The organism is Acetobacter sp. AC2005 (assembly GCF_037901235.1).
Taxonomy (GTDB): Bacteria; Pseudomonadota; Alphaproteobacteria; order Acetobacterales; family Acetobacteraceae; genus Acetobacter; species Acetobacter oryzoeni.
Map to the genome: position 1 here is coordinate 14,009 of NZ_CP149627.1, position 12,592 is coordinate 26,600.

Annotated in this window: 9 protein-coding genes, 2 pseudogenes and 1 other annotated feature; of the genes and pseudogenes, 5 read left to right on the forward strand and 6 right to left on the reverse strand. The window is 53.7% G+C overall.

Annotated features, from left to right (window positions below; genetic code table 11):
- Positions 1-32: 32 nt before the first annotated feature.
- Both QQM41_RS13750 and QQM41_RS13755 read left to right on the forward strand, forming a co-directional pair.
- Positions 33-482, forward strand: coding sequence for a phosphate-starvation-inducible PsiE family protein (locus tag QQM41_RS13750; RefSeq protein WP_012813131.1), 450 nt, complete (start codon positions 33-35; stop codon positions 480-482).
- Between the two features lie 342 nt (positions 483-824).
- Positions 825-1,784, forward strand: a complete 960-nt coding sequence (locus QQM41_RS13755) for an IS481 family transposase (protein WP_339078249.1) — start codon at positions 825-827, stop codon at positions 1,782-1,784.
- A 246-nt stretch (positions 1,785-2,030) separates the two neighbouring features.
- Here QQM41_RS13755 and QQM41_RS13760 read toward each other — a convergent pair whose 3' ends face one another.
- The 3 genes from QQM41_RS13760 to QQM41_RS13770 all read right to left on the reverse strand — a co-directional run bounded on the left by QQM41_RS13760 (position 2,031) and on the right by QQM41_RS13770 (position 5,345).
- A complete protein-coding gene (locus QQM41_RS13760) occupies positions 2,031-3,422 on the reverse strand; it encodes an NAD-dependent succinate-semialdehyde dehydrogenase (RefSeq protein WP_003631146.1) in 1,392 nt (463 codons plus the stop codon).
- Positions 3,423-3,506: 84 nt separating this feature from the next.
- A complete protein-coding gene (locus QQM41_RS13765) occupies positions 3,507-4,664 on the reverse strand; it encodes an iron-containing alcohol dehydrogenase (RefSeq protein WP_003631147.1) in 1,158 nt (385 codons plus the stop codon).
- 87 nt (positions 4,665-4,751) lie between these two features.
- Positions 4,752-5,345: a TetR/AcrR family transcriptional regulator gene (locus tag QQM41_RS13770; protein WP_012813128.1), complete on the reverse strand. Its 594-nt coding sequence runs from the start codon at positions 5,343-5,345 to the stop codon at positions 4,752-4,754.
- Between the two features lie 350 nt (positions 5,346-5,695).
- Between QQM41_RS13770 and QQM41_RS13775 the strand changes: the two are divergent.
- Positions 5,696-5,896 (forward strand): annotated as a pseudogene (locus QQM41_RS13775) (IS5/IS1182 family transposase); the annotation flags it as partial.
- Between the two features lie 41 nt (positions 5,897-5,937).
- Here the strand turns inward: QQM41_RS13775 and QQM41_RS13780 are convergent.
- A protein-coding gene (locus QQM41_RS13780; RefSeq protein ID WP_339078250.1) for an IS3 family transposase occupies positions 5,938-7,148 on the reverse strand; the annotation gives its coding sequence in 2 pieces (ribosomal slippage) (positions 5,938-6,863 and positions 6,863-7,148; 1,212 coding nt in all).
- Positions 6,754-6,870 (reverse strand) — a sequence feature (AL1L pseudoknot). (Overlaps the previous gene by 117 nt.)
- A 56-nt stretch (positions 7,149-7,204) precedes the next feature.
- Here QQM41_RS13780 and istA point away from each other — a divergent pair.
- Positions 7,205-8,365 (forward strand): annotated as a pseudogene (gene istA, locus QQM41_RS13785) (IS21 family transposase); the annotation flags it as partial.
- Entirely contained in the window at positions 8,355-9,134 is a 780-nt protein-coding gene (gene istB, locus QQM41_RS13790; RefSeq protein ID WP_064775954.1) for an IS21-like element helper ATPase IstB, read from the forward strand. The pseudogene istA and the gene istB, both read left to right, overlap by 11 nt.
- Positions 9,135-9,332: 198 nt before the next feature.
- On the opposite strand, the gene QQM41_RS13795 is transcribed toward istB, so the two are convergent.
- Together QQM41_RS13795 and QQM41_RS13800 are read right to left on the reverse strand one after the other, a co-directional pair.
- On the reverse strand, positions 9,333-11,255 hold the full coding sequence (locus QQM41_RS13795; protein ID WP_124297972.1) for a potassium transporter Kup: 1,923 nt from the start codon (positions 11,253-11,255) through the stop codon (positions 9,333-9,335).
- Positions 11,256-11,340: 85 nt separating this feature from the next.
- Positions 11,341-12,464, reverse strand: a protein-coding gene (locus QQM41_RS13800) for an IS3 family transposase (RefSeq protein WP_339078251.1) whose coding sequence is annotated in 2 segments (ribosomal slippage) — positions 11,341-12,236 and positions 12,236-12,464 — 1,125 coding nt in all. Because the reading frame shifts where the segments join, the coding sequence is not laid out codon by codon here.
- Between the last annotated feature and the right edge of the window lie 128 nt (positions 12,465-12,592).

The following is a 12,592-nucleotide window of genomic DNA, read 5'->3' on the forward strand; positions in this document are numbered from 1 at the left end:
GCAGACATAGGCTAAAAAGGACGGCAAAGGCTATGATTAAAAACATACCAGGATTTGAGAAGATTTCTTCTATTTTCGATCTTTTTGAAGAGATCGCTATGCTGGTTCTTACGCTCTGCATCATGGTCGTCGCGGCCCTTGGTCTCATACATGTGCTATACGCCGTTTTTGAAATGCTCCGAACAGCAACCCTTTCCCCGACCAATCCTGTGGTTCTACAGAGCCTTTTTGGTCTGTTTTTTACAGTCCTGATTGCACTGGAATTCAAACACTCTATTCTTGTCTCGCCCGACACACCCTCGCACAGCATGGTCAGAATGCGGTCCGTCCTTCTCATCGGTATGATGGCGACCGTTCGCAAATTTATTGTCCTGGATCTCAGCGGCCTCGACGTCATGGAGGTTCTGGCACTCTCGGCGGCAATCCTGGCCTTGGGGATCGTCTATTGGCTCGTTCGTGGCAATAATAAAATAACGAGTTAACTCGGAGATCTCAGCATTTTAATTCTAGAGATAACGTCCGCTTTCGGAGCATTGTTTGGCTCTTTTCTATGTCTGACATGTAGGCGACTGCTGCCTGTCTGCTCCTGTATCGCTGAGCAGACAGGCAGATCGGGGGGGAATGCAGAAGGTCGGTTATTGAGATCCGTAACCACGGCATCGGACATTCACCTAAACGGCTTTTCACGGCTGCTTCGTCCTCAGAACCGCCAGTTACCGGAATTTTCGTACATCTGGAAAAGCTACCTACGGCGTGTCGTCAGTTAGGTGTTTAGTCCCGGGGTTTGATGGTGTGATATTTTCACGAGAGTGGAAGGAAGCATTATGGGACAGATACGTCATGGGAGCGCCACGACCACGCACGCCGTGCGAGCAGCAATACAGCGATCGCAGGCTTCGCTCGCGGCGCTGAGCGAGGAGTTCGGGATCAACCCGAAGACAGTGGCTAAATGGCGGAAGCGACAGAGTGTCGAAGATCAGAAGACAGGTCCTAAAGAGCCGCGCTCAACGGTCCTGTCCGAGACGGACGAAGCGATGATCGTGGCCTTTCGCCGGCATACGTTGCTGCCGCTGGATGACTGCCTTTATGCCCTGCAGGTCAGCATTCCCTATCTGACACGCTCGGCCCTGCATCGCTGCCTTCAGCGTCACGGGATTTCACGACTGCCGGACATAGAGGGGGACAAAGCCAAACGCCAGCGCTTCAAACGCTACCCGATCGGGTTCTTTCATCTCGACATAGCGGAAGTCCAGACCGCTGAAGGCAAGCTGTACCTCTTCGTTGCCATTGACCGGACAAGCAAATTCGCTGTCACACAACTGGTCGAGAAAGCTGATCGGAAGACGGCCTGGGAATTCCTCGAACATCTCCTGAGCATCATCCCTTACCGGATCCACACCATCCTGACCGACAATGGGATCCAGTTCGCTGACCAACCCCGTAATCGCAATACGGCCTGGTCGCGTCCCATGCGCTTCGACATGATCTGCGAAGCCCACGGGATCGAACATCGTCTGACGAAACCCAATCATCCCTGGACCAATGGTCAGGTTGAACGGATGAACCGGACAATCAAAGAGGCAACCGTCAAACGCTTCCATTACGACAGTCATGAGCAGTTGAGGACACACCTCAACGACTTCATGGCAGCTTATAATTTCGGGCGAAGGCTCAAGACGCTGAGTGGCCTCACGCCTTACGAATACCTCTGCAAAATATGGACTTCAGAGCCAGAAAGATTCATCATCAATCCAACCCATCAAACCCCGGGACCAAACACCTAATGTTCATCACAAATCATGATGGCAATCGTCATCAGCCTGCCTCTGAATAAAGCCGACATGTTGCGTAAGAGATGAAGTCCGTAATCCCATTTTAGCGCAACCAAACCCCATACAAAAAAGGGACCTCCACAATGGAAGCCCCTTTTTAGGTTGTCTGTTACGGCCTATGCGGCTTTCACACTATACGGTGCAGGCATCATCTTTGGAAAATCATCCAGAAATGTTGGCCACTTCCAATCATACAAATCAGAACGCTGCGTCGATATCCACTACATTGATGAGCTTGTGGTTGATGAACTCCTTAATGCCGAGGCCAATCAATTCACGGCCATAGCCTGAGTTTTTAATCCCACCAAAAGGTAGGTCTGCCTTGGGCGATAGTGGATGGTTAATCACCACCATACCGGTGCGGATGGCCCGTGCTACACGGGTGCCTCGGGCTTCATCCTTTGTGAATACGCTGCCGCCTAGACCGTAGGGCGAATCATTGGCAATGCGGATGGCGTCGGCCTCATCCTTCGCGCGGTAGATCTGGGTAACAGGTCCAAAAAATTCCCAATGGCGTGCAGGGTTTTTCTGATCCAGATTGGACATAAGCAACGGCTGGAAGAAAGCACCCTGTTCGGGAACTGGCGCCCCAATTACCTCAACTTTGGCACCAAGATCCATCGCCCGCGTGACCTGATCGCGCAAGTCATCAGCAGCAGCCTGAGATGACAACGGAGCCAGCGTGGTTTTGGGGTCCATCGGGTCACCTGCTTTGAGAGCTGCGACACCTTCTTTGTAAAGAGCAACGAACTGATCATAAATAGCATCAGCTACAATCAGGCGCTTTGCAGAAACACAAACTTGGCCAGCATTCCAGTGGCGACCGATGACCGCCCAACGCGCTGCTTTTTCAACGTCAGCATCATCAAGCACAATGAAAGCATCTGCTCCACCGAGTTCCATGGTGGCCTTCTTCAGTGCCTTGCCAGCAATACCAGCAATAACCGTGCCTGCGCCTTCTGACCCCGTGAGTGCGATACCGCATACGCGAGGGTCATTCAAAATCATGGCTGTGTGCGGGCGTGCTGCATACAGGTTGCGGAACAACCCTTTGGGCAGCCCGGCTTCTGCCATAAGTGTATCAAAGGCAGCAGCGCACTGCGGCAGGTTGGAAGCATGCTTGAGCAGCACGGCGTTACCAGCGGAAAGCTGCGGCGCAATAATACGCACGACCTGATAGAAGGGGAAGTTCCACGGCTCAATTGCCAGCACGATACCAAGCGGCTCATGCACCAGCATGGCTTTGCCTTCTGCCGGGTCTGCTACAGGCAACAATTCCGGCTTCAGAAGTGCTTCTGCATGTTTTGCATAGTATTCAAAAATTTCAGCAGAAAGAATAATTTCTGCTTTAGATTCTTCAAACAGCTTGCCCATTTCCAGCGTGCCCAAACGGGCATACTTATCAACATCACGACGCAGAATGGCAGCAGCGGCATTCATTACCTTTGCTCGCTCTGCAAAGGATGTATCGCGCCAAGCTTCGAAAGCAGCATGCGCCTCGGCCAATGCGGTCTGAACTTCCGCATCAGTAGCCTCTGGGAAAGTTGCAACAACTTCGTTAGTATAAGGATTGGTTGTGGCGTAAGCCATTTTTAAGTCTCGTTTCTCATTAATTTATTGGTTGCCGGGATAACGGGCTGTTCCCCTTCACCCCGGCGATAGCGACACTTCAGGTCAGGCAGCGGCTTCCAGAATTTTGCGGCTTACATCTAGAGTAACATCACCGTTTTCACCCAGATGCGTCATGCCATGATCTTCAAGCTGACCAACCAGATCGTTGATGCCTTCAGCACCAATCTCATAGGCAGACAGACGGGTTGGTACGCCCAAACCTTCGAAAAATTCCTCAGTTTTACGAATGGCAACATCAATCCGCTGATCTTCCGTACCATCGGTCAGGTTCCATACCCGCGTTGCATATTGCAGCAACTTGGCGCGCTTTTCGGCACGACGAACCTTGATTAACGCAGGGAATACGATGGCCAACGTGCGGGCATGATCAATGTGGTATTTTGCCGTAATTTCATGACCAATCATGTGCGTGCTCCAATCATGGGGCACACCCGCGCCGATCAAGCCATTCAGGGCAAGCGTTGCAACCCACATGAGGTTGGAGCGCAGATCATAATCATCTGGTGTCGCGACAATACGCGGCCCGATCTCAACCAGGCTGGACAGCAGCCCTTCTGAGAAGCGATCTTGCGCCATGCCATCGACCGGATAGGTCATGTACTGTTCCATCACATGGACAAAGGAATCCACCACCCCATTAATCACCTGCTTCATGGGCAAACTCATGGTGCGCATGGGGTCCAGCACAGAAAAACGCGGATAGACCAACGGGTTGGAGAACAACAACTTGTCACCCGTAGACTGGCGAGAAATAACGCTTAGGCAGTTCATTTCTGAACCCGTGGCAGGCAAGGTGACAACCGTGCCCAGCGGAAGCGCTTTTGTTGCGGCTTTACCCTTGCTGACAAGAATATCCCACGGCTCGCCTTCATACGGCACAGCAGCCGCGACAAACTTGGTGCCATCCATGACAGAGCCGCCACCAACAGCCAAAAGGAAGTCGAGCTTTTCCTCCCGCACCAGAGCCACGGCCTTCATAAGGGTTTCATATGTAGGGTTGGCTTCAATACCGCCAAACTCACGGAAAGTGCGGTTCCCCAGCGCTGCCCGAACTTCAGCCAACGTGCCACTACGTTCGGCACTTGCACCACCATAAAGCACAAGCACGCGGGCTTCGGGCGATAGCTGTTCATCAAGCCGAGCTATCATGCCTTTGCCAAACAGGATGCGTGTAGGGTTATAGAATTCAAAGTTCTGCATTGAGACACCTTATTAAGATCGATCTTTATAGTAGACCGGTCGTCTATTTATTGCGCAAAGTAAAACGCTGTGCGCTTTCCCTGCTTTCTAGATTTCCAGAAGCCGTTTGGTTGCCTGCCATGCTTGGTCAAACGGCTGAGAACTGTGTGTAATTTTCACTATCAGGGTCGAACCCAGCCAGAGCTGGTAAAGTGAGGCCGCAAGCATTTCCGGCTCCTGCCGGTTGCCTATTGAGCCTTCTCCCTGCCCCGCCGTGATAAGTGCGCTAAGCCGGTCAATAACACTCTTGGTGCCACCTTCCAGAATGGCCCGCATCCGTTCCGAAAGGTCGCAGACTTCCGCTGCAAGTTTAACAATCAGGCATTTATTCCCAATCTGCTTACTAAGATGCGTATCGCGCCAGAACTGACAGTAACGCGCTATTTTTTCGGCTGCATTACCATCTGCATTTTCAAAAAGATCATCCATTTTTACCAGATAATCTTCAATATAAGTTCTAAGAAGCTCTTCCCCAAATACTTCTTTTGATTCGAAGTAATGGTAGAAAGAGCCCTTGGGAACTCCCGCAACATCCAATATTTGTGTCAGACCAACAGCCGAAAAACCACGCTGGCCGATAAGCGGTTTAGCCGCTTTCAGGATGTGCTGCCGAGCAGCGTGATGTTTCTCTGCAATCTTCATAGGAGCTTATATATGGACGAATACATTGCCTGTCCATATAAAAAATAGACCGGTCTTCTATTTTTTATATTCCCTCCTTTCCCATGCCATACGTTAAGCAAAATAATAGGTAGCAAATAGATTATATAAGAATGGATGCCTGAAACTCATTTTGTGTCCGATTGTTCCGAACCGCCTCAACCCCAGCATTTTTCTACCAGTGCATGTATCTGTGCAGGTTACTGCCCCTTGACGTTCACTGTGCTGCGCTGTGCAATCAGCGCCATAACCTGGAGGGTTCGAAAAACCCTTTGGCTCCGAGCTGTTCTGTGTGATTCCATTTCTTCGGCGTTGATTGGGGATGGTGGAAGATGAAGCAGCCTGGTTTCTTTGATGTTGAAGAGCGCCTTGCTCGGCTGAGCGGGCTTGGCGATCAGCTGGAGGCCTTTTCCCGGACTGTGGATTTTGAAGTGTTCCGCCCTGATCTGGAGCTGGCTCTAGCCTATTCGGACGGAAGTAAAGGCGGACGTCCGCCGTTTGATCCGGTGCTGATGTTCAAAATTCTGGTCATCCTGAATTGCCCCGGGTTTTGTGGAGACGTTTTTTATCTGATTTAAGCGGCTAATGCATGTGATTTCTGTTGTGCATAAAAGCGTGCCTCAGCTTCTGCTGGCGGGATGTTTCCAATGGAGGACAGGAGCCGCCGATTATTGAACCAGTCGACCCATTTAAGTGTTGCCAGTTCAACAGCTTCCCTGTTTTTCCATGGCCCCTGCCGATAGATGAGTTCGGTTTTGTAAAGTCCGTTAATGGTCTCTGCCAAGGCGTTATCATAGGAATCCCCAACACTGCCGACAGAAGCAACGAGCCCCGCTTCAGCCAGTCTTTGCGTGTAACGAATGGACACATATTGACAGCCGCGGTCGGAATGGTGGGTCACTTTTCCCTCAGGTCGCCTCTGGCACAGAGCCTGCTCGAGAGCATCCAGCACGAAGTCGGTATGAGCCGTTGAGGAGACGCGCCAACCCACAATAACCCGTGCGAATACATCAATGATGAAGGCCACATAAACAAAGCCCTGCCATGTGGAAACGTAAGTAAAATCCGAAACCCAGAGTCTGTTGGGGGCAGGAGCATGAAACTGGCGCTGCACCAGATCCTGCGGACACGGACGTTGCGGATCAGGCCGTGTGGTTCTGACCCCCTTGCCACGAATGACGCCTTTCAGCCCCATCCGGCGCATCAGCCGCTCTACCGTGCAGCGGGCGACATCCAGACCTTCACGTCTGAGCTGATGCCAGACCTTGCGCGCTCCATAGACGCAGAAATTATTATTCCACACTCTACGGATGTCATCGCACAGTTCTTTGTCTTTCTGGCTGCGCACACACGGATTTTTCTGTCTGGCAACAGTTGCATAATAGGCAGATGGTGCAATCGACAGAACCCTGCAGATTGACCCGACACCATATGTCTGCCGGTGCTCCTCAATGAAGCGTGTCATGGCTTGAAGATGCGGTCGAGCTCCGCCTGGGCAAAATATGCCGACGCCTTACGCAGGATTTCATTGGCCTGCCGCAATTCGCGGTTCTCTCGCTCCAGTTGCCTGATCTTCTCTCGATCAGGCAGGTCACTCACCGCAGGCGCATTGGCACGTTCATGCAGACGGGTCCATTTTGACAGCGTGTCAGGATGAATATCCAGCTTTGGCGCTATCATCATCACTGCAGACCACCGCGAAGGATGGTTCTTCTCTTCCTCCAGAACCATGCGGGCTGCACGGTCACGAAACTCAGGCGGAAAACGCTTCGATTTGGTGCTCATGAATCCTTCTTACCTCTCGGGTCGTTCTGTCTCCACAAAACCCGGGGCAATTCATTGTGCCCCTGTGCTTCCAGCCCGGGGAAGCGTTCCAGTTCGACTGGGGCGAGGACTGGGCGGTCATTGCCGGCCGTCGCGTCAAGCTGCAGGTTGCCCACACCAAACTGTCCTTCAGCCGGGCCTTCATACTCAGGGCCTATCCCCTGCAGACCCACGAGATGCTTTTTGATGCGCTGACCGAGGCCTTCCGCGTGCTCGGTGGCGTGCCACGGCGGGGTATTTTTGATAACATGAAGACCGCTGTGGACCGGATTGGCTCTGGCAAGGCACGTCAGGTCAATCTGCGCTTCATGGCCCTGGCCAGCCATTACCTGTTCGAGACGACCTTCTGCAATCCGGCAGCCGGATGGGAGAAAGGGCAGATCGAGAAGACCGTGCAGGATGCCCGGCGCCAGATCTGGCAGGATCTGCCTGCCTTTCCTGATCTGGGGGCGCTGAATGCCTGGCTGGAAGCCCGCTGCCTGGACTGCTGGGAACGGCTGCAGCATATCGAACTGGCCCGGAGCATCGCCGAGGTCCATGCTAGCGAGCGTCCTCACCTCATGGTGCCGGGGCGTCCCTTTGACGGGTTTGTCGAACAGACCAAGCGCGTCTCACCAACCTGCCTGATCCAGTTCGATGGCAACCGCTACAGCGTGCCGGCCTCCTTTGCCAATCGTCCGGTCAGCCTGCGGGTTTATCCCGACAGGCTGCGCATTATCGCCGAAGGGCAGGTTCTGTGCGTGCATGACCGGATCATCACGCGTTCGCATGGTGTGCCAGGCCGCACGGTGTATGACTGGCGGCATTATCTGGCGGTCATCCAGCGCAAACCGGGCGCCCTACGCAATGGCGCACCGTTTACCGAATTGCCAGCCGCCTTCCGGACCCTGCAGGATCAACTGCTCAGGCGGCCTGGAGGCGACCGGGAAATGGCTGAAATCCTGGCCCTTGTGCTGCAGCATGATGAGCAGGCTGTCCTCTGCGCGGTTGAACTGGCACTTGAAGACGGCGTGGCGACCAAGACCCATGTTCTCAATACGCTTCATCGCCTGATCGATGCCAAGAGAACCGTGGTTCCCCGGCTCGATGCCCCACAGGCCCTGGTGCTCGAACACGAACCGTGCGCCGATACAGGGCGGTATGACATCCTGCGAAGGGACAGCCGCCATGCATCATGATCCTGCGGCTGCTTCACTTGTGGTCATGCTCCGTGGATTGCGGATGTATGGCATGTCCCAGGCCACGGCCGACCTCATCGAGCAGGGGGCACCTGCCTTCGAGGCGGCCATCCCCATCCTCTCACAACTCCTGAAGGCGGAACTGGCCGAACGCGAAGTGCGCTCCATCGCCTACCAGACAAAGACCGCCCGGTTCCCCGCCTACAAGGACCTGTCCGGGTTCTCCTTTGCCGATACGCAGGTCAACGAGCCCATGATCCGCCAGCTCCATAGCGGGGACTTCATCGAGCGTGCTGAAAATGTCGTGCTGATCGGCGGTCCGGGAACCGGGAAAACCCACCTGGCGACCGCGCTGGCCATCCAGGCGATCACCCATCACCGCAAGAAGGCGCGCTTCTGGTCAACGGTCGACCTGGTCAATGCGCTCGAACAGGAAAAGACCGCCAACCGGGCCGGGCAGATTGCCGACAGGCTGCTCCGCCTGGATCTCGTGATCCTTGATGAACTCGGTTATCTCCCCTTCAGTGCGTCTGGGGGCGCCCTGCTGTTCCATCTGCTCAGCCGCCTCTACGAGCGCACCAGTGTCATCATCACAACCAATCTGAGCTTCAGTGAATGGGGAGACGTCTTTGGTGACCCGAAGATGACAACGACGCTCCTCGATCGGCTGACCCATCACTGTCATATCCTCGAGACAGGAAATGACAGCTACAGGTTCCGCGCCAGCACCGCCGCGTCAAAAAACAGAAAGGACAGATCCTCTTCTTGACCGCCCGCCCGACTGTGCCTGAAATAGCATCTGGCTGGGTCAATTCCTGATGAAAAACCCGGGTCAGTTCTCAGTGAAAATCAACATCGTCATCACACATTGTTCGAACAGGTCAAACTTCGCTTTAATTTTATACTATTTTTTCATGCACCTTATTTTTGTCGGTATACCACGCCGCTTCGTACGGCGCGATGGTCATCAGATCCCGATACGGACGCCAAGTTCGACAACTCGATCGAGTGGAATGCGCAGGAAGTCGGTAATAGGCGTTGCGTTTTTTGTCATAAGAAGAAAGAGCGCCATGCGCCAACGCGAGATATGGGACGGCTGCGAACGAACAAGCAATTCGCGAGAGACGAAGTAGGAAGCCTGCGAAACGTCGAAACCGGTACTCTCAAATTGTAGTTGCGCCAGCGCGGGCGGCAGGTTGGGCATTTCCATGAAGCCGTAACGAAGAGTGACGCGATAAATATTCGGCGCGACCTCCGCGACTTCCGCGCGCTGATCAGTCATCACCTGCGGAAGATCGAGATTTTTTACCGTCAGAAGAATGACATGCTCATGCAGTACCTTGTTGTGCTTGAGATTCTGAAGAAGAGATGTAGGAATAAATTCAGGATTTGCGGTCATGAACACGCCTGTCCCTGGCACGCGGATGATGCTTCGGGAATGAGGGAGGCGTGCCATGAATGCCGCTACGGGCACAGCGTCATGCTGTTGCCGCGCAAGAACGAGACTTCGTCCTTTTTTCCACGTGAACATCATCAGGATAAGCACCGCTGCAAGCAGGACTGGTACCCATCCGCCCTCAATGATTTTCAATGTGTTCGAGGCGAAGAAAATTCCGTCTATGATAAAAAAACCGCCAAACACGGCGATGGTCGCCCAGGGAGACCATTTGTACCGATCCCGATAAACAACTGCCGCCAGAATGCAGGTGCAAAGGAATGTGCCGGTCACGGCGATGCCATAGGCAGACGCCAGAGCTTCGGAACTACGGAACGCGATGACCAGAAGCAACGCGCCCACCATGAGCGAATGGTTGAGACCGGGCAGGTATATCTGGCTCTCTTCCGTGGGGTTTGTATGTATGATTCGCATGCGTGGCACATAACCGAGTTGGATCAATTGCCGGCACAAGGAGAACCCACCGGATATGCACGCCTGGCTGGCGATGACAGTTGCAATTGTCGATATGATGATCATGGGGACCTGGAGCCATTGCGGTCCCAGCAGAAAGAACGGATTGGAGATCGTTGCCGGATCAGAGATCAGCAATGCCCCCTGACCGAAATAATTGAGTGCCAGACAGGGAAGGACAAAAAATAACCATGCTTCACGAATTGGCCTGCGCCCAAAATGGCTCATATCGGCATAAAGGGCTTCGGCACCGGTCACGGCCAGGACTACGGAACCAAGGGCCAGGAACGACAGATAACCATGTTGGGCGATGAACATGATTGCATAGATGGGAGAAAGTGCGAGCAGAATGCCGGGATGATGAATGATCGCAAGAACACCCAAAATCCCGATCATCAGAAACCAGACCACCATCACCGGACCAAAGATGATGCCAATCCTGCCCGTGCCATGAAACTGGATCGAGAACAGTCCGATCAAAACGACAATCGATAACGGAACCACAAGATGGCTCGCGGCTGGAAAGGAAACCTCAATGCCCTCGATTGCCGAGATGACCGAGACTGCTGGTGAGATGATACCATCGCCAAAGAACAGGCAGGCTCCTATGACACCGGTCATGCCAAGAAGAAGCTTGACGGATCTACGCTTCGCGGTCTGCTGCGCCAGAGACATCAGGGCGATAATGCCGCCCTCGCCATTATAGTCTGCGCGCATAACAAGAATGACATATTTTACCGTCACAATCAGCATCAGCGTCCAGAATAGGAGGCTTTCGACCCCCAACACCTCGCTCGCGGCGATGGTTCCATGATCCGATACGACCTGTGCAGTCGTGCGCAACGCATAAAGCGGGCTGGTGCCGATGTCGCCAAACACGACCCCGAGCGCGCCTAATATTGCGGCAAAGCCGGCTGGACGAGCATCATGTCCCGCTGCCCCCTTTCCGACCTGAACGGAGGCCGATGCTGTTAAAGACACTATCTCATCTCCTGTAATGTTGATTGGTCAAACCGCGTGTTCCGCACACTTGGACTTGTAACGGTTTTGTGCCGGTCAGAAGTGATTATGCCACTCTTGCTTCGAAAGCGAGAGGGCTGATGCCACCCAGATATGAATGGCGTCGACGTGGATTGTAGAAACCATTGATATACTGGAAGATGGCAGCAGCCGCCTGACGACGGGTTGGCCAGTTTTGCCTCCAGAGCCATTCTGCCTTCAGGCTTTTGAAAAACGTTTCGACAGCGGCGTTGTCAAAACAGTTTCCTTTTCCGGACATTGAAGCCAGCATTCCATGGGCCTGCAGCTTTTTCCGGAAATCATGAGAACAGTATTGGCTGCCACGATCGGAGTGGAAAATGCAGCCGGGCACCGGGTTACGCAGCCGCACCGCCATATCCAAGGCACGGATGGCCAGATCCTTTTTCATCCGGCCGCTTGCAGCCCACCCGATTACACGACGACTGAACAGATCGATGACGACAGCTAGGTAGAGCCAGCCCTCGGCAGTCCAGATATAGCTGATATCGCCTGCCCATTTCTGGTTGGGGCCTTCAGCAAGGAAGTCGCCGTCCAGAAGGTTGGCCACAATGCCAGACTGGTGCTGGCTGTCGGTCGTGACCTTGTGGCGACGGGTGCGTACGGGCCGGATCCCGTTGTCCTTCATGAGACGACCAACACGACGTTCCCCAACATCAAGCCCCGCTTCCCTCAGTTCCATGGTCATGCGCGGCCGTCCGTAGGAGCCGTTGCTCAGGGCATAATGTTCACGAATATGCGCCAGCATTTTCAGATCGGTGCGCTGGTGCTGACAGACCGGTCGGGACGTCCAGGCCCGGTAACCCCGCGCCGAGACCCGCAGGACTTGGCACAGCCTCTCGATTGACCATTCATGCCGATGTCCATGGATGAAAGCGAACCTCATAGCTTTTGGCTCGCGAAGAACTGGGTAGCTTTTTTTAGAATTTCCCTCTCCTCCCGCAGAATTCGGTTCTCCAGGCGAAGACGTTCATTCTCGCGGGCCAGATCAGCCTGCTGTCCCGATCCCGGCTCGTCCGGACGGTAATCCACTATCCATTTCGCCAGCGTAGATTTGCCAATGCCCAGATCGGTCGCAACCCGCGTGCGTGACAGTCCACTGCTCAACGCAATCCTCACGGCCTCGCGCTTGAAATCTTCCGTATGTTTCATGGTTTCGTCGGTCTCCTGATACAAGCTTAAAACGCTCAGATGACCGGCACAAAACCGTTACAAGTCCAACTCTTTCGAGATGTGAGTTGCTGCGTTAACAATTGCCTGTCCTCAAAAGCCGAGCACTG

What these genes read in the sequence shown, in the direction of transcription:
- QQM41_RS13750 (WP_012813131.1), top strand. Translation starts at nt 33, where the DNA reads ATGATTAAAAACATACCAGGATTTGAGAAGATTTCTTCTATTTTCGAT.
- QQM41_RS13755 (WP_339078249.1), top strand. Translation starts at nt 825, where the DNA reads ATGGGACAGATACGTCATGGGAGCGCCACGACCACGCACGCCGTGCGA.
- QQM41_RS13760 (WP_003631146.1), bottom strand. Translation starts at nt 3,422, where the DNA reads ATGGCTTACGCCACAACCAATCCTTATACTAACGAAGTTGTTGCAACT.
- QQM41_RS13765 (WP_003631147.1), bottom strand. Translation starts at nt 4,664, where the DNA reads ATGCAGAACTTTGAATTCTATAACCCTACACGCATCCTGTTTGGCAAA.
- QQM41_RS13770 (WP_012813128.1), bottom strand. Translation starts at nt 5,345, where the DNA reads ATGAAGATTGCAGAGAAACATCACGCTGCTCGGCAGCACATCCTGAAA.
- istB (WP_064775954.1), top strand. Translation starts at nt 8,355, where the DNA reads ATGCATCATGATCCTGCGGCTGCTTCACTTGTGGTCATGCTCCGTGGA.